We start from the raw sequence: 17,091 nt of genomic DNA on the forward strand, positions 1-17,091 counted from the left end.
GCTCACCGGCCCGGCACCGGGAGGGCGCGGCGGAGATCCGGCCCGGCCCCGACCACCGTGGTACGCACCCGGTGCCGGCCGTCCCCCTCCGCGTGGTGGACGCTCACCACGACGTACTCGGCCGCCCCGGAGCGCAGCCACGAGCGGGCCAGGGTACGGGCCACGGGGACCCCTCGCCCGGGGCCGGTCGCCAGGGTCAGCGAGGGGCCCTTGAACCCCCGCACGACGCAGGCGAGGCTTCCCGCGCCGCCCGGGCTGGCCCCGGCGAACCGCAGCGGGGACACCCGGCCGCTCCGCGCGGACCGCGCGACCGCCTCCATCGTCTGGAGCGTGCACAGCGCGCTGACCAGGATGACGGCGACCTCGTCGCGTACCGCGTCCAGGTCCTCGGCGCAGGTGGACAGGGCGTCGTCGACCGCGTCGACGACGAGCCAGGAGAGGGGGTCGGCGTAGAGGGAGGGGATCCTGCTGCGCACCGGGCCCAGTTCCGCGCGGGCGGCCTCGCCCCGCGCCACCACGACGACGCCCTCGCCCGCGACCTCCCCGGGACCCCCGGACCATCCAGCGGAAGTACCGGTCGCGCCGGTCATCTCGCTCCCTCGAACGCCAGGCAGGTGTTGAACCCGCCGAACCCGAGCGTCACGCTCAGCCCGATCCGTTCCATCCGGTCGACCCGACCGTCGAACGCCGCCGGGCCTCCCATCGGCAGGGGGAGCGGGAAGCCGGGCATGACGGTCGTCAGGCCGCGGATCGGTGGCACCACCCCGTCGCGCAGGGCCAGCAGGACGGCGACCGCCTCCAGGGCGCCGGTGGCGCCGAGCGTGTGGCCGAACGCGCCCTTGGTCGCGAAGACCGTGGGGGAGGTGGCGGGGGAGGTCGCGGTGGAGCCCGCCGTGGAGAACACGCGTTCGTAGCCGCTGCGCTCCACCAGGTCGTTGACCGGCGTACCGGATCCGTGCGCGTTCACCACGGCCACGTCCTCGGCGTGCCGGCCGGCCGCCAGCAGCGCCCTGCCCACGGCGCGTACGACGCTGTCGCCGGACAGGTCGGGGGCCGCGGTGTTCACCGCGTCGTTCGCCGAGCCGGCGCCCAGCAGGTAGCCGTGGGGCCGCGCGCCGCGCGCCGTCGCCGAGCGGGCGGACTCCAGGACGAGGAAGGCGGCCCCCTCGCCGAGGATCGTCCCGTCGTGGGCCTCGTCGAACGCGCGCAGCGAGGTCGGCGACATGGTGCCCAGCGCCGAGTGGCCCAGCCGCTTGGCGGGGGTGAGGACGTCCGCCGCGCCGCAGACGCAGATCTCCGCGTCGCCGTTCCCGATCAGCTCGGCACCGACCAGGAGGCTGTCCGACCCCGAGGAGCACGCGGTGGTGAGCGACACCGGGGCCTGGGGCATGCCCAGCTCGCGGGTCACCTCCGCGCACCAGTCGTCCAGGGCGGTGACGCCCGCATCGTCCAGGTGGGGGCCGTAGCTGGTTCCGAAGACCGTCCGCAGGCGCGGGTCGGTGACGTCGAGCCCGGCGTCCGCCACCGCCTCCGCCAGGGTGTCGCGGCTCAGGATGTGCAGCCGCTCGCCCGGGTCCTTGTCCAGCGACAGGTGCGGGAGGACGGCGGCCCTGTCGTTGCGCAGGGGGTGCGCCGAGGGGACGGGCCGGATGCCGCCGTGCCCGTCCAGCAGGGAGCGCCACACGTCGTCGAGACCGGTGCCGAGCGGGGTGGACCACGCCATTCCGGTGATCCAGACCTCCGGCGTCCCGTCCGGCGCGTTCAAGGGCGCGTTCGTGGTGTCCGGGCCGTTCACCACAGCATCCGCCCCATGTCGGCGACCTTGACGCGCACGAGGGTGCCCTTGAACGCGGCCACGGTGCGGCCCTCGACCGTCGCGCGGCCGGAGAAGAAGAAGGTGGAGTCCTGGATCAGCTCGCTCTTCACCGTGAAGACCACCTGGTCGCCGGGGACCACGATGCGGGTGAACCTCGACTTCATCGAGCCGATGAGCGTCAGCTCGTCGTCGGCGACGGGTGACGTGCTGAGCTGGTAGAGGATGATCCCCGACTGGGCGAAGGCCTGGGTGAGGTGGCTCGCGGGGAAGATCGCGCGTTCCGGGAAGTGGCCGGCGATGACGTCCATCGTGCCGGAGACCAGAAGGGTGCTGGTGAGGTGTGAGCCCGGTTCGTGGTCCAGCACGCGATCGATGTAGATCATGGGGTGCCGGTGGCGGAGCCACTGCTTGATCTCGGTGAATCCGAGGGTCCTGTCACCCGCGGCGGTCGGCGCGCCGTTCGCGGTGGTGACGCCGGGGGTCGCGGTGGCCGGGGTGGCCGGGGTGGTGCCGTTCGGGGTCGCGGTGATCGGCTCAGATGTCTGCATCGTGGCGGCACTCCTTCAGCGATTTCCTGAGTTGTTCGGGAAGCGCGCGCACCGCGCCCGTCGTCCTGCCGACCACGCAGAAGACGAGGACGCCGGTGGACAGCCGCGTCGGCTCCTCCTCGCGCCCGGCCCCGGATCCAGCCCCGGACCCGGCCCTGGGCTCGCGCTCGGAGCGGGACCCGGACACGGACCCGGTCGCGGAGTCGGGCTCGGGCAGCGCGCGCAGCACCGTGCCGGAGAGCCGGAAGCTCGCGGCCCCGACGTGTAGGACGGAGATCTCCAGGTCCAGCCGGTCGAGGAAGCGGGCGGAGGCGTGATAGCGCATGCTCATCTCCGTCACGACGAGGTCGAGGCCCTCGCGTGCCAGGGCGTCGATCCCGACGCCGAGACGGTCCAGGTTCTCCAGGGCCGCGGTCTCGAGCAGGGACGGGTAGCGCGCGAAGTGCACCACGCCGGAGGCGTCGGTGTCGACGTGCTCGACCCGGCGCCGGACGCGGGTGAGCAAGGGGCGGCCGGTCGTCGCGGCAGCGGTCACAGCAGCCGTGGTCGAAGCGGTGGTCGAAGCGGCGGCGGTCGCAGCGGTGCTCACAGCGCTTCCTTGCGGAACGCGCGCGAGCCGTCGACCAGCCGCTCCACCATCGAGTCCACCTCAGCGACGGTGACGACGAGCGGCGGGGCGACCCGCATCGTGGGGAAGACGTAGCGCAGGCCGTGCGAGCGCCGCCCGGCACCGGCCATGAACTCCACGTACACGCCGCTTCGGATCATGCATTCCCGGAACGCGCCGAGGTGCGCGGCCGCGGCCTCGGTGAGTTCCACGCCGTGCATGACGCCCACCCCCCTGGCCTCCCGGTAGAGGGCGGGGAACTGTTCCACCAGGTCGCGCCGCAGCGACGTCCCCAGGTGCTCGCCCAGCGTCCGCGACCGTTCGAGCAGGCCTTCGGCGTGGACGTGTTCGATGCCCGCTCCCATCACGGCGCAGGTGATCGGGCGCAGGTCCGACGTGGCGACCGCACCGGACTCCCGTACGCTCAGGCTCCGGCGGGCGACGACCATGGACGTGGACAGCACGCCCATGCCGAGGCTCTTGCCCAGCACGGTGACGTCGGTGGGGATCGGGCCCTCGGCGTCGGTCATCCCGAAGAAGCCGCCGGTCTTGGCGAAGGTGAGGACCTCGTCCGCCACGAGCAGCGCGCCGCTCTCCCGGCACAGGCGCGCCACCTCGCGGAGATAGCCGGGGGGCGGGGTCAGGATGCCGGCGTCCCCTTGGACGGGTTCGATCACCACGGCCAGCACCCGGTGCCCGTTGCGGGCGAAGTACTCCCGGGCGATCTCGAGCTCGCCGAACGGGATGTGCTCGGCCGTGAAGCCGAACGGCTCCGCCGCCACGGCGGGCAGCCCCGCCCGGTAGTGCCGCCTGTTCAGCAGCGGGAGCAGCCCGCCGGTCCAGCCGTGCCAGGCCCCCTCGAAGGCGAGGACGACGTCGCGTCCCTGCCCGCCCTTCGTGGCGCGCAGGTTACGGCGGTCGAAGCGGGACTCCAGCGCCAGGCGCAGCGCCAGCTCCATCCCCTCGGAGCCGGAGTTGCGGCCGGTGACGTGGTAGTCGGCGGCGGGGAACCTCTCCGCCCACAGCCCGCCGGTGCCGAACAGGCGCTCCAGCAGCCGGGCCCGTTCCAGCGACGCGATCTCGTCGGTCACGTAGCCGCTCTCCGCGACGGCGCGCGCCAGGGCCGGGACGACCACCGGCGACCCCGCCCCGAGGCACGCGGAGGCGTAGCCCCCGCTGGCGTCCAGCACCTCCAGCGTCCGCCCCGCCCGCGGGCCGTCGAGCTCGACGAACCGCTGGACGATCCCCTTGGCCCCCACGCAGCCGAACGGCAGCTTCTTCCCGTAGTGGTTCATGTGCATCGTCCGGTCGAACCAGACGTCGCCGGGCCCGTACGGGGCGGGGCCGGTGCCGTTCTCAGCCGGCATCGGAGCGCTCCCCGCCCGGCGTCCGGTCCGCCGTCCGATCCGCGCTCACGTCGCCGTCGCCGTCGCCGGGCGCGGCCGGTCCGGTGGCCTGCAGCCTGCGGACCAGCTCGGAGATCGAGCGGATGCTGGCGAAGTTCTCCGGGCTGAACTCGTCCTCGGAGATGCGGATGCCGAACCTGTCCTCGCACTGGACGCGCAGTTCGACGAAGCCCAGCGAGTCGAGCCCGACGATGCCCCGCAGGCCGTCGTCGAGCCCTATCTCCGGCACCTCGACGAACAGGTCCGTCACCAGAATCGACCTGACCGTCTGCTCAACCTCGGTTGTCTCCTGGATTCCGGGCATGGGGGAACGCTCCTTCACTGGTACAGGGTCTACACACCGAATGGCGAGGCTGGGATGGGCAGCCTTAAAGGGCGTGATAAACGGGGGAGAGGATCGCGGGAAAACGCGTCGTCTTCGGCACGTTTCGGCCTACGGGACGGGGGCGGCCGGAAAGGTGCCGGCTGGTCGACCGCATGAGTTGTGGCTTCGCCCGAACGGACAATACATACCGGTTCGGCCGGTGGCAACACGCCGGGATAACGGCACCCGACGGCTTTTGCGGGCCTAACTGAAATATTGACGCAGAGTAATGTACACGGCACCTCACTCGCGAAATGGCCACCACTGCGTTCCCGTTCACACCTTCTTCGGTAACCCTTCGTTAACCTGACCAACTCAGCATTGGGGCGAACGAGCGCACGTCCGGGAAATGTGACAGATGCTCATCACCTGCGAGAACATCTGTACCGCCCCCTTGACTACCGTCCGCAACTCACCGATGGCCCGTAATGTCGATGACTCACCGCCGTGCGGGAAATCCGCGCCGGCGGGGGCGCCGCCGGAGGACTCCGTGTGACATCAGCCCGTGACCGAATGCCTCCCCGAACAGGCATCGGAACGATCCGGCCTTCTTTTTCTCTCATCGTCGTATGAAATGCGATGAGAATCCCCGGCTTTCCAGCCGCATCCTCGATGTTTTCTCACCCCTGTTTACCGGGCCATTTTTTCGCCGTTGAGCAGGGGCGGGCACGACCCGGCCCGAACAATTTCCGCGCGTCGTTCTCACCCTGCGCCGGTATCGGGCGGGGACACCTGAGACATACGAAACCCGCGGAAACGGACCGGCTCGTTTCCGGCCCCGTTTCCAGGTCCGTTTCCATGATCGGCTTCGGGGTCGGCTCCGAGATCGGTTTTGAGATCGGTTTTGTGATTGGCGACGGCCTGCGCGCCCGGCGCCGGCGGCCGATCCATCCCGTGCAGGACCCCGGTTACCCCCCCAGCCCCCACCCACGACCGCGAGGCGGTGGATCCACAGCATGGACAGAAAGATCATGCCCGTGCGACGGCAGGCGATACCGTCCGGCGAAGGCGCCGGAGAACCGGTCCCGCTCACCGTCGCGCAGCGAGCGCTGTGGATCATCGAGCAGGTTCACCCCGGCGACTCCGCCTACAACGTGCCCGTGGCCGTACGCCTGGACGGGCCGCTCGACCTCGGAGCGCTGAAGCGCGCGATCGAACGGGTCCTGGCCCGGCACGACATCCTGCGCACGGCGTTCCCGGCCGGGAGGGACGAGCCGTACCAGCGGGTCGCGCCGTCGCCGCCGTTCGGCCCGCGGCTGGTCGACCTGACGACGGAGCCGCCCGAGCGTCGCGACGACCTCGCCGAGGCGTTGCTGCGGCGGTGGGCCGACGAGCCCTTCGACGTGACGACCGGGCCGCTCATCCGCAAACGGCTGATCCGCCTCGATACCGACCGGCACATACTCGGCGTGTTCCTGCACCAGCTGGTCTGCGACGGGCCGTCGCTCCATCTCCTCTTCGACGAACTCGCCGACGGGTACGCGGGCGCCCCCGAGCCCCCGCCGCTCCCCGTCCAGTTCGGCGACTACGCGGCCCGGCAGCGGCGGCAGCCCGTGGACGCCGCCGACCTCGCCTGGTGGCACGAGCGGCTGGCGGGCGCCCCGACGACGCTGGAGTTCCCCGCCGACCGCCCCCACCCGGCGCGGGACGACGCGAACACCACAAGCGGCACAAGCAGTGCGAACGGCGCGGATGCCGCGTACGGCGCGGGCGGCACGGACGGTGTGAACGGTGCGGGCGGGGTCGACGGGCCTGACCGGCCCCGCCGGAGGGGCGGCGCCAACCACCACGTCACCCTTCCCGGACCGCTCATGGTGGAGGTCCTCGCCCTGGCCCGGCGGATGCGCGTGACGCCGTTCGTGCCGATGATCGCGGCCTACGCGGCACTGTTGAGTCACCTCACCGGCGCACGCGACCTGCTGATCGGCACCCCGGCCAACGACCGGCTGTCCTCGGAGCTCGAACCCGTGATCGGCTTCTTCGTAAACACGCTGCCGGTGCGGTTCGACCTGTCCGGTGAGCCCTCGTTCGCCGAGGTCGTGCGGCGGACCCGGGAGACCGTGATGGACATGCTCGGCCACCAGCGGGTTCCGTTCCAGAAGCTGGTGGAGGAACTGGCGCCGCGGCGCGACCCCGGCCGGGACCCGCTGGTGCAGGCCCTGTTCAGCTTCGAGCCGACCCCGATGGCCGAGCCTCGGTTCGGTGACCTCACCGCGTCGCTGATCGACCTCATGCCCACCGGCGCCAAGGCCGGCCTCGACTTCACGATCTTCCGGTCCGCCGGTGACGCCTTCGATCTGACGATCACCTACAACACCGGCCTGTTCGGATCCGGCACGATCCGGTCGATCGGCGACCGGTTCCCCGCGCTGCTCGCCGCGGCGGTGGCCGACCCCGAGGCTCCCCTGTGGACCCTGCCGCCGCTCACCGTCCCCGGACCGCGGCACGCGGCCGGTGACATGACCGCTGACAGGGCCGACGTCACAGCGGGCGTCGCGGGAGGAAGCGTCACGGCAGGACCGGCCGGGAGCAGCGCGGGGCAACCGGCCGGAAGCGTCGCGGGAGGACCGGCGACACCGGGGGCGCCGGCAGCGCCGGCGATCTTCGCTTCGGCGGGCCGGGCACCCGCTCCCCGAACCCTGCTCGACGTGCTCGACGAGACGACCGCCCGCTTCCCCGCAGCCGCCGCGCTCGACGACGGGCGCGTACGGCTCGACTACGCCTCCCTGCGGGCCGAGGTCGAGGCCCTGGCCGGGAGGCTGCGGGCGGCCGGCGTGCGGCGCGGTGACCGGGTGGGGGTGTGCGTGCCCTCCGGCACCGCCGACCTGTACGTCTCGATCCTCGCCGTCCTCGCCGCGGGCGCGGCCTACGTACCGGTCGACGTCGACGATCCCGCCGAACGCAGGGAGCTCGTCTTCGGCGAGGCCGGGGTCCGCGTCGTCGTGGGGGAGAGCCGCCACATCACGCTCACCTCCGCGGCGCGCGCCCCGGGCGAACCGCGGGAGCCGGTGGAGGCGGAACCGGGGGAGAGCACCCGGCCCGGCGTGGACGACGACGCCTGGATCATCTTCACCTCCGGCTCGTCGGGGACTCCCAAGGGCGTCGTGGCCACCCATCGCGGCGCGGCGGCGTTCGTGGACGCCGAGGCCCGGCTGTTCCTCAGGGACAGCCCGATCGGGCCGGGCGACCGGGTGCAGGCCCTGCTGTCGGCGGCCTTCGACGCCTCCTGCGAGGAGATGTGGCTGGCCTGGCGCAACGGCGCCTGCCTGGTGCCCGCCCCGCGCGCCCTCGTCCGTACCGGCACCGACCTCGGGCCGTGGATGAGGGCGAACGGCATCACCGTCATCTCGACGTTGCCCACGCTGGCCTCACGCTGGCCGGCCGAGGTGTTCGACGGCGTACGGCTGCTCATCCTGGGGGGCGAGACGTGCTCCCAGGAGCTGATCGAGCGGCTCACCGCCCCCGGCCGGGAGGTGTGGAACAGCTACGGCCCCACCGAGGCGACCGTCACCTCGTCGGCGACCCTCTTCTCGCCCGGGGACCCGGTGCGGATCGGGCTCCCCCTGGACGGGTGGGACCTGGCCGTGGTGGGCCCGGACGGCGACCCCGTGGGCATGGGGGAGAGCGGCGAGCTCGTGATCGGCGGGGTCGGCCTGGCCCGCTACCTGGACCCCGCGAAGGACGCCGAGAAGTACGCCCCGCTGCCGTCCCTGGGCTGGGAGCGGGCCTACCGCAGCGGGGACCTGGTCAGGGCCGAGCCGGAGGGCCTGGTCTTCGTGGGGCGGATCGACGAGCAGGTCAAGCTCGGGGGCCGGCGCGTCGAGCTCGGCGAGGTGGAGGCGGCCCTGCGGCGGCTGCCGGGCGTCGGCGCCGCCGCGGCCGCGGTCCGTACGACGCGCCTGGGCCACCAGATCCTCGTCGGCTACATCGTGCCCGCCTCCGATTCCGCCTCCGATTCCGCCTCCGGCTCCGGCTCCGGTTCCGGCTTCGACGAGGGAAGCGCGCGGGCCCGGCTGCGCCAGACGATGCCCGCCGCGCTCGTGCCACGCCTCGCGGTCGTCGCCGACCTGCCGATCCGGACGTCGGGCAAGGTCGACAGGGACGCCCTCCCGTGGCCGCTCCCCACGGGCGGCACCCCCGGCGACCCCCAGGCCCCCGGCGCGCTCCCGGCCTCCACCGGCTCCCCGGACCCCGGGGGTGCCCTGACGTCAGAGGGCTCCCTGACATCCGAAGACTCCCCGGTGTCCACCGGCTTCCCGGTGTCCGGCGGCGGTGAACGGGAGCTCACGCTGCGGCGGATCTGGCAGGAGGTCTTGGAGCTGGACCACATCGGCCCGCACGACAACTTCTTCGACCTCGGCGGCAACTCGTTCAGCCTCGCCACCGTCCACGCCCGGCTCACCGAGGCCCTGGGCCGGCGGATGCCGATGGTGACGTTGTTCGAGTTCCCCACGATCGCGGCCCTCGCCCGGCACCTCGACGAACGGGCCGCACCGGCCACCGGCCACGCTCCGGCCACCGGCCCCGTACCCGCCACCGGTGCCCCGCCGGCCCTCCAGGACAACGGCAACGGCAACGACGGCTCCGGCTCCGGCGACGAGCAGGCGAGCAGGCGGGCGGCGGGCCGGGCCCGCCTCGGGCTTCAGCGCCGCCGCACCGACGACCACCGCGCCACCTCGTGAGGAAAGAGACCACCCGTGTTCCACGACACCTTCCATTTCCATGACAACGCCGAACGGCGACACTCCGTCGCCGTCGCCGGGAAAACCGCCGCCGGAAGAACCCGCGCTGGAAGAACCGCCAGGAACCTCGGTGCCGGGAGCACCACCACCGGGAGCACCACCGGGGGCACCGGCGCCGGGAGAACCCGGTCCGGCGTCCGGCCGTCGGGCCCGCGCGACACGGAGGCATGAGGTGACGGCAAAGAGCCTCTGGCGCGTCGCCGGTTTCCGGAACCTCTGGGCCGCCCAGACCGTCAGCCTGTTCGGCACGCAGATCACCCTGCTGGCCCTGCCGCTCGCGGCGCTGCTCCTGCTCGACGCCTCGGCGCTCGAGGTCAGCCTGGTGTGGGCGGTGGAGTACGTGCCCATCCTCCTCGTCGGCCTGCCCGCCGGGGTGTGGCTCGAACGGCTTCCCCGGAGGCCGGTGCTCATCCTCACCGACCTCCTGCGGGGTGCGGCACTGCTGGCCGTGCCGGTCGCCGTGTGGCTGGACGTGCTCAGCATGCCGCTGATCTACGCCGTGGCGTTCGCCATCGGGCTGGGCACGCTCTTCTTCGACGTGGCGCAGCTGTCCTACCTTCCCGAGCTGGTCGAGGAGAACAAGCTCGTCGACGCCAACGGCAAGCTGGAGCTGTCGCGTTCGGTCGCGCAGCTCGGCGGCCCGGGGGTCGGCGGTTTCCTCGTCGAGGTGCTCACCGCGCCCCTGGCGCTCCTGGCCGACGCGATCACCTACCTGGTCTCGGCGGTCTTCCTGCTCTTCATCAAGGTCGAGGAGCGAAAGCCCGCTCCGGCCGAACAGCTCGGCCTGCGCCGGGAGATCGCCGAAGGCGTCCGCTTCGTGTTCTCCCACCCGCTGCTGCGCCCGCTGATCCTCTGCGCCACCCTCGCCGAACTCGCGTTCGCGGCCGTGCTCGCCCTCCAGATCGTCTACGCGGCGGACGAGCTGCGCCTGAGCGCCGGTGTGATCGGCATCGTCCTCGCGGTCGGCAACGCCGGCGGCCTCGTCGGCGCGCTCGCGGCCGAACCCTTCTCCAGGCGCTTCGGCACCGGCGCCGCCTTCATCACGTCGATCGTCCTGTTCAGCGGCGGCACGATCCTGCTGCCGCTGTCGACCGGCCCGGTGCTCTTCGCCGCCGGCCTGTTCGTCATCTACGTGGGCGCGTACATCTTCAACGTGCTGCAGGTCAGCCTGTGCCAGATCGTGACGCCCCCGCAGCTGCTGGGCCGGATGAACTCCGTCTTCCGCTTCGTCACCTGGGGCATGATCCCCCTCGGCGCCACCGTCGGGGGACTGCTCGTGGCCCCGGTCGGGCTGCGCGGGGTGTTCTGGATCGCCGCGGTCCTCACCGTCCTGTCGATGCTGCCTCCCCTCTTCTCCCCGGTACGCAGGCTGCGCGACGGCCAGGCCCCGGACGGCCCCGGCGACAGCACCGCACCCGCGGACAGTGCCGGAACCGGGGACGGTGCCGGAACCGGGGACGGTGCCGGACCAGGGGACGGCGCGGAGCGCGCGCGGACGGGAGACCTCGCATGACCGCGCCGCACGCCGCACAGACGACGCCGTACGCCGAACAGACGTTGCAGACGTTCATCGCGATCATCGGGATGGCGGGCCGCTTCCCCGGCGCGCCGGACGCCGACGCGTTCTGGGAGGGGCTCGCCGCCGGAACCGAGTTCATCACGCGATCCCCCGAGGAGGAGGGCACCGGCAGGGCCTTCGCCTACGGCGTCGTGCCGGACGCCGACCTCTTCGACGCGGCCTTCTTCGGCTTCTCGCCGCGCGAGGCCCTGATGCTCGACCCCCAGCAGCGGATCTTCCTGGAGTGCGCGTGGGAGGCCCTGGAGAACGCCGGCTGCGACCCGGGCGCCTACCCCGGCGTGATCGGCGTGTACGGCGGCTGCGGGGACACCGACCACCTGGCCCTGCTGCGCGAGCACCGGGACCTGTTCCCCGGTGTCACGGACTGGCAGTTCCGGCTCGCCTGCGGGGTGGACTTCCTGACCAGCCGGGTGGCGTACAAGCTGGACCTGAACGGCCCGGCCGTGACCGTGCAGACGGCGTGTTCCACCTCGCTCGTCGCCGTCCACCAGGCCACGCAGGCGCTGCTGGCCGGGGAGTGCGACGTCGCCCTCGCCGGCGGGGCGACGATCCGGGTCCCGCACCCGATGGAGGGCCAGGGCGACGACGACGTCCTCGCCGCCGACGGGCGCTGCCGCCCGTTCGACGCCGGGGCGAGCGGCACCGTGTCCGGTGACGGCGCGGGGATCGTCGTGCTCAAGCGGCTGGAGGACGCGCTCGCCGACGGCGACGCCGTCCACGCGGTGATCCGCGGGTCCGCGGTCAACAACGACGGCGCGGGCAAGGTGGGGTTCACCGCGCCGAGCGTCGACGGGCAGGCCGCGGCCGTACGCGCGGCACACCTGCTCGCCGAGGTGTCCCCGGCCACCATCGGCTACGTCGAGGCGCACGGCACCGCCACCCCGGTCGGCGACCCCATCGAGGTGCGGGCGCTGTCGAAGGCGTTCGGGCTCGGCACCGGCGAGAAGGGGTTCTGCCTGCTGGGCTCCGTCAAGTCGAACATCGGCCACACCGACGCCGCCGCCGGGGTGATCGGGCTGATCAAGGTCGTCCTGTCGCTGCGGCACGAGCTCGTCCCCGGCACGGTGCACTTCCGCCGCGCCAACCCCGAGATCGACCTCGACGCCGGCCCCTTCGTGGTGCGGGCGGAGGCGACCCCCTGGCCGAAGACGGCCACCCCCCGCAGGGCGGGCGTCAACTCCCTGGGAATCGGCGGCACCAACGCCCACGTCGTCGTCGAGGAATGGCGCGACCCCGCGCCCCCAAACTTCCCGGACTCCCCGGCCCCCTCCGGCGGGCCCCAGCTGCTGGTGCTGTCGGCCCGCACCGGCGGCGCGCTCGCCCAGGCGGCGACCCGCCTGGGCGAGCACCTCAAGCGCGCCGACGCGCCGCTCGCGGACGTCGCCTGGACGCTCCAGAGCGGCCGCAGGGGCTTCACGCACCGGGCCTTCGCGGTCTGCGCCGACGGCGAGGACGCGGTGAGCGTGCTCACCGGCGCCCAGCCGCACCGCCTGGTGACCGGCCGCACCACCGCCCGCGCGAGCGGCGTCGCCTTCCTGTTTCCCGGGCAGGGCGGCCAGCACCTGGGGATGGCACGCGACCTGTACGAGCGCGAACCGGTGTTCCGCGAGGCGGTCGACACCTGCGCCGACCTGGCCGCGCCGCAGCTGGGCCTGGACCTGCGGCAGGTGCTGTACCCGGGCGCGGGCACCGAGTCCTGGGCGCAGACGCGGCTCGCCACGATGACGGTGTGCCAGCCGGCGCTGTTCGCGATCCAGCACGGGCTCGCCCTGCTGTGGCGGGCACGCGGCGTCACCCCCCAGGTCGTGCTCGGCCACAGCCTCGGCGCGTACGCCGCCGCCACCACCGCCGGGGTGCTCTCACCCGCCGACGCGCTGACGCTGGTGCTCGCGCGGGGACGGATCCTCGACGCCCTGCCCTCCGGCGCGATGCTGGCCGTACCGCTCGGCGAGGCGGCACTCCTTCCCTCGCTGGAGGACGGCCTGTCGATCGCCGCGATCAACGGCCCGGCGCAGTGCGTCGTCACCGGCCCCGCCGCCGCCGTGGACCGCCTGCGAGAGCGCCTCGCCGCCGAGGGCGTGGACGCGCGCCTCCTGCGCATCAGCGCGGCCGCGCACTCCCCCCTCGTCGAACCCGCCCTCGCCGGATACGCCGAACTGGTCGGGGGAATCACCCTGCGGCCACCGGCGATCCGCTGGATCTCCGACAGGACCGGAGCACCCGTCAGCGCCCGGGAGGCGTGCGACCCGGCCTCCTGGGCGGCTCACCTGCGCCACACCGTGCGGTTCTCCGACGCGCTGGGGACGCTGCTCACCGGCGGCGAGCACGCGCTGCTGGAGCTGGGCCCCGGCCGCACCCTCAGCGGCCTGGCCCGCCGGCACCCCGATTACCGGGCCGACCGCCCGGTGGCGCAGAGCCTCCCGCACGCCGCCGACGCCGGGGGAGGGGCCGCGGAGTTCCTGCACGCCACCGGCCTGCTGTGGCAGGCGGGCGTGCCCGTCGAGTGGTCCGCGCTCCACCACGGGCGTCGGCCCCGGCGCACCGCGCTTCCGGCCTACCCGTTCCAGCGCCGGCGCTTCCGGCTCGACGGGCCGGATCCGGCGCGCGAGGCCGCCTCGGCGGAGGAGCCCGCCGGGTCCGACCGGCCGGAGCTCGACGCCGACTACGTCCAGGCGGAGACCCGCACAGAGAAGATCATCGCCGCCGCCTTCCGCGAGGCGCTCGGCCTGGCGTCGCTGGGCGTGCACGACAACTTCTTCGACCTGGGCGGCGACTCCCTGATCGCGACCCGCCTGGTGGCGGGGATCCGGGCGGAGCTGGACGTCGAACTCGGCGTCCGCGCGTTCTTCCGCGCACCCACCGTGGCCGCGCTCGCCTCCCTCGTCGACGAATCCCTCACCGGCGAACCCGGCGAACCTGGTGACCCCGGTGAACCTGGTGAACCTGGCGAACCCGGTGACCCCGGCGGTTCCCCCCTCGGCGGTCCCCCCGGCGCCCCTCTCGAACCCGAACCTCCCCGCGAATCCCGCCGCCCCCTCCGCGACTCCTCCGGCGACCTGTCCCGCGATTCGCTTCCCGACTCGCTTCCCGGCTCACCTCCCGACGAACAGGAGCGGCCGTGACCGGTCCCCGACCCCGCCCCCGCTGGCTGCTGTGCCGGGAACGCCGCCCGCAGGCCCGCCTGCGGATGTACTGCTTCCCGCACAGCGGCGGCTCCCCGGGCGAGTACATGCGATGGTCCGACGCGCTGCCGGACGTCGAGGTCTGGGCGGTGCAGCTCGCCGGGCGCGGCAGCCGGCGGGAGGAGCCACCGGCGACGAGCATGGCGGAGCTGGTCGAGGCTGTGGTGTCCGAGGTGGACTTCGTCGCCCCGTACGTCCTGTTTGGGCACAGCCTGGGCGCGCTCGTCGCGTACGAGACCGCCCTGGCACTGCGCGAACAGGGCTCGCCCGGCCCGGCCGCGCTGTACCTCTCCGGCTACCGGGCCCCTCACCTGCACGAACCCGGACCGGACCCCGCCGCGCTCCGCGACCGGGACCTGGTCGCCGTGATCGAGAGCGAGCACGGCCCCCTCCCCGGGGAGGTCAAGGCCGACCCCGATGTCCTGGCGGCGGCGCTGGAGGTCGTCCGCGCCGACCTGACGATCGTCGCCACCTACCGGCCCGTGCGCGGCGAGCCGCTGACCTGCCCGCTCACGGTCCTCGGCGGCGACCGGGACGAGGAGAGCGGCGAGGCACTGACCGCGTGGAGCAACTACACCACCGGGCCGTGCGACGTGCGGATCTTCCCAGGCGACCACTTCTACTTCCGGGAGCGGACCGATGACTTCCTCCGACACCTCGCCACCGGCCTCGACGAGCTTTCTGCAGGAGCTGTACCTGGGCCGCGTGCGCTGGGACCTGCTGCGCCCCTTCCCTGAGCAGGACCCGGAGGACCGCCGCGCCGGGGACGAGGCCGTCGCCCGCCTCAGCCGTCTCCTGCTCGACCGCGTCGACCCGGCGGCGGTCGAGACCGACGGGCGCCTGCCCGAGGGGTTCCTCGGCGCCCTCCAGGACTCCGGCCTGCTCAGCCTGATGATCGATCCCTCGCTCGGCGGGCTCGGCCTCTCGTGGCTGAACGCCTGCCGGGTCGTCGAGACGGCGGCGAGCTGGTCCATGCCCGTGGCGTTCGCCCTCGCCGTCCACAACGGGTTCGGCTCCGGCGTCTACCTGCGGGCGCTCCCGCCGGGCCCGCTCCGCGACCTCATCTCCGAGCGGATCGCCGCGGGCGTCGTCTCCGGCACAGCCGACGCCGAGGTCGCCGGTGCCGGGAACCGGGGCCGCACCACGGTCGCCGTACCCGTCGACGGGGGCGACGCGTACCTGATCAGCGGCGAGAAGGTGTTCATCGGCAACGGCTCCGTCGCGGAGCTGGTCGACGTCTCCGCGACGGTCGTCGGCGACGACGGCACCGAGGAGGTCAGGCTCTTCTTCGTCGACACCCGCAGCCCCGGCTTCGAGGTCGTCAGCACGCACGAGTTCATGGGACTGCGCGGCGCGGCCTTCGGCATGCTGCGCCTCGACCGGGTGCGCGTACCGGCCGAGCAGCTCATGCCGGAGGAGTCCGGCGGCTGGCGCATGCGGCCGGAACCCTCCGGGTCCTCCGGATCCTCCGGGAGCGAGACCGCTGCCGGTGAGAGCGCCACCGGCGGGGTCGCTTCCGAGGGTGAGAACGCCATCGGGGAGGCTGCTTCCGGGGGCGGGACCGTCGCGGGGGAGGCGCCCGGTGAAGCATCGGGCGCGGCGGCCGGCGCGGCGGCCGGTAAGACGGCTGGCGATCTCGTCGATGATCTTGTAGACCTCGGGGAGCTCGCCCTCTTCGGACGCCACCTCGTCATCGCGCCCCCCGCCCTCGCCGTCGCGCGCGCGTCGCTGCTGTGGTCGCGCGACTTCGTCAACAGGCGGAGGATCAACGACCGCGCGCTCGGCGAGTACGAGGAGATCCGGCGGCGCGTGGCGGAGAACGCCGCCGAGGTCTTCCTCATCGAGAGCCTGCTCGTCTGGTGCCTGCTCGGCAGGGAGCGCGCGGACACCCGTCCCGACCTGACCGCCGCGAAGAACCTCGTGGCGCTGGCGAGCTGGCGCGCGGTGGACGGGACGATGGCGCTGCTGGGAGGGGAGGGGTACGAGACCGCCCGCAGCAAGGCGGCGAGGGGAGCTCCGCCGCTGCCGGTGGAACGCTGCTTCCGCGACGCCCGCGGGCTGCGGGTGGCGGGCGGCGTCGAGTTCATGCTCGACCTGTGGTCGGCGGAGGCGAACCTGCGCCCGTACTACGAACCCGGGGGAGGAGCGGAGCCTGCCCCGGAGCCGGAACCGGGGGCGAACCCGAGGCCGTCCCGGCCCGGCGGGCCGCTCGAGAGGGGAGCGGGGTGGCCGCGCCACGAGCCCGGTGAGCCTGGCGGGCCGTCCGAGGGGGGAGCGGAACCGGAGACGGACCCGCGACCATCCGGGCCCGGCGCGCCGCCCGGGGGAGGAGCGGGGACGGCCGGCCCCTTTCCCTTTCCGCCGAGGTACCGCGATCACCTGCGCCGTCTCACCGCCCAGGTCGACAGGCTCGCCGGACACTGCCGGGTCATGACCGGTGACGTCCCGATGGACGAACTGCTGACCAGGCAGCGTTCCCTCGCGCTCGTCGGCAGGATCGCGGCCGAGCTGTTTGGCCTGTCGGTGGTGCTCGCCCGTTCGGCCGACCTCGCCGAAGCCGAACAGGGCAACACGGCGGTGCTCGACCTGGCCGACGTCGCCTGCGCGGCGTGCGAGCACCGGCTGGACGGGCTCTGGTCGCAGCTCGCCCGCGAGACCGGCCGCTCGGGAGCCGAAACCGACCCGGCGACACTCGGCGACACCTGGCTGCGCGGCACCGGTCTCGACTTCCTCATCAGCGGCGCCGCCGCCCCTTCCGGCCCTTCCGGCAGCCTCTACGACCACTGGAGCCAACCATGACGACCTCCACGACCCTTACGACCCCTGTCGTACGCGCACACCGAGGGT

Annotated in this window: 11 protein-coding genes; 5 read left to right on the forward strand and 6 right to left on the reverse strand. The window is 73.3% G+C overall.

The genetic code is table 11. The annotated features are described in order from the left end of the window. Window positions 1–2: 2 nt before the first annotated feature. Genes amcG through amcB form a run of 6 tightly spaced genes read right to left on the reverse strand, consistent with a single transcriptional unit; the run spans window position 3 to window position 4,681 of the window. The gene (gene amcG / locus ABT053_RS29805; protein WP_350973367.1) at window positions 3–590 is read right to left on the reverse strand and encodes a cispentacin moiety biosynthesis protein AmcG; all 588 of its coding nucleotides are present in this window, start codon (window positions 588–590) and stop codon (window positions 3–5) included. Next, on the reverse strand, window positions 587–1,795 hold the full coding sequence (gene amcF, locus ABT053_RS29810) for a cispentacin biosynthesis acyltransferase subunit AmcF (protein WP_350973368.1): 1,209 nt from the start codon (window positions 1,793–1,795) through the stop codon (window positions 587–589). The genes amcG and amcF overlap by 4 nt, the downstream gene beginning before the upstream one ends. Next, entirely contained in the window at window positions 1,792–2,364 is a 573-nt protein-coding gene (amcE, locus tag ABT053_RS29815) for a cispentacin biosynthesis cyclizing decarboxylase AmcE (protein ID WP_350973370.1), read from the reverse strand. The genes amcF and amcE overlap by 4 nt, the downstream gene beginning before the upstream one ends. Further along, entirely contained in the window at window positions 2,351–2,953 is a 603-nt protein-coding gene (locus ABT053_RS29820) for an acyl-CoA thioesterase (RefSeq protein ID WP_350973371.1), read from the reverse strand. The genes amcE and ABT053_RS29820 overlap by 14 nt, the downstream gene beginning before the upstream one ends. Next, window positions 2,950–4,338, reverse strand: coding sequence for an amipurimycin biosynthesis protein AmcC (amcC, locus tag ABT053_RS29825; protein ID WP_350973372.1), 1,389 nt, complete (start codon window positions 4,336–4,338; stop codon window positions 2,950–2,952). Before amcC ends, ABT053_RS29820 begins: the two co-directional genes overlap by 4 nt. Continuing rightward, complete coding sequence (gene amcB / locus ABT053_RS29830; RefSeq protein WP_350973374.1) at window positions 4,328–4,681, reverse strand: cispentacin biosynthesis acyl carrier protein AmcB; 354 nt, start codon at window positions 4,679–4,681, stop codon at window positions 4,328–4,330. Before amcB ends, amcC begins: the two co-directional genes overlap by 11 nt. A gap of 1,016 nt (window positions 4,682–5,697) precedes the next feature. Here amcB and ABT053_RS29835 point away from each other — a divergent pair. The 5 genes from ABT053_RS29835 to ABT053_RS29855 all read left to right on the forward strand — a co-directional run bounded on the left by ABT053_RS29835 (window position 5,698) and on the right by ABT053_RS29855 (window position 17,043). Further along, window positions 5,698–9,423 carry a non-ribosomal peptide synthetase gene (locus ABT053_RS29835; protein WP_350973375.1) on the forward strand — a complete coding sequence of 1,242 codons (3,726 nt, stop codon included), beginning with the start codon at window positions 5,698–5,700 and terminating at the stop codon, window positions 9,421–9,423. A gap of 232 nt (window positions 9,424–9,655) precedes the next feature. Continuing rightward, complete coding sequence (locus ABT053_RS29840) at window positions 9,656–10,996, forward strand: MFS transporter (RefSeq protein WP_350973376.1); 1,341 nt, start codon at window positions 9,656–9,658, stop codon at window positions 10,994–10,996. Beyond that, the gene (locus ABT053_RS29845; protein ID WP_350973377.1) at window positions 10,993–14,184 is read left to right on the forward strand and encodes a type I polyketide synthase; all 3,192 of its coding nucleotides are present in this window, start codon (window positions 10,993–10,995) and stop codon (window positions 14,182–14,184) included. The genes ABT053_RS29840 and ABT053_RS29845 overlap by 4 nt, the downstream gene beginning before the upstream one ends. Further along, complete coding sequence (locus tag ABT053_RS29850) at window positions 14,181–14,981, forward strand: thioesterase II family protein (protein WP_350973378.1); 801 nt, start codon at window positions 14,181–14,183, stop codon at window positions 14,979–14,981. The genes ABT053_RS29845 and ABT053_RS29850 overlap by 4 nt, the downstream gene beginning before the upstream one ends. Next, window positions 14,884–17,043: an acyl-CoA dehydrogenase family protein gene (locus tag ABT053_RS29855; RefSeq protein WP_350973380.1), complete on the forward strand. Its 2,160-nt coding sequence runs from the start codon at window positions 14,884–14,886 to the stop codon at window positions 17,041–17,043. The genes ABT053_RS29850 and ABT053_RS29855 overlap by 98 nt, the downstream gene beginning before the upstream one ends. The last annotated feature ends 48 nt before the right edge of the window (window positions 17,044–17,091 follow it).

This window comes from Streptosporangium sp. NPDC002524 (assembly GCF_040295985.1).
Classification (GTDB): domain Bacteria; phylum Actinomycetota; class Actinomycetes; order Streptosporangiales; family Streptosporangiaceae; genus Streptosporangium.

What these genes read in the sequence shown, in the direction of transcription:
- ABT053_RS29845 (WP_350973377.1), top strand. Translation starts at nt 10,993, where the DNA reads ATGACCGCGCCGCACGCCGCACAGACGACGCCGTACGCCGAACAGACG.
- amcB (WP_350973374.1), bottom strand. Translation starts at nt 4,681, where the DNA reads ATGCCCGGAATCCAGGAGACAACCGAGGTTGAGCAGACGGTCAGGTCG.
- ABT053_RS29855 (WP_350973380.1), top strand. Translation starts at nt 14,884, where the DNA reads ATGACTTCCTCCGACACCTCGCCACCGGCCTCGACGAGCTTTCTGCAG.
- amcG (WP_350973367.1), bottom strand. Translation starts at nt 590, where the DNA reads ATGACCGGCGCGACCGGTACTTCCGCTGGATGGTCCGGGGGTCCCGGG.
- ABT053_RS29835 (WP_350973375.1), top strand. Translation starts at nt 5,698, where the DNA reads ATGGACAGAAAGATCATGCCCGTGCGACGGCAGGCGATACCGTCCGGC.
- amcC (WP_350973372.1), bottom strand. Translation starts at nt 4,338, where the DNA reads ATGCCGGCTGAGAACGGCACCGGCCCCGCCCCGTACGGGCCCGGCGAC.
- amcE (WP_350973370.1), bottom strand. Translation starts at nt 2,364, where the DNA reads ATGCAGACATCTGAGCCGATCACCGCGACCCCGAACGGCACCACCCCG.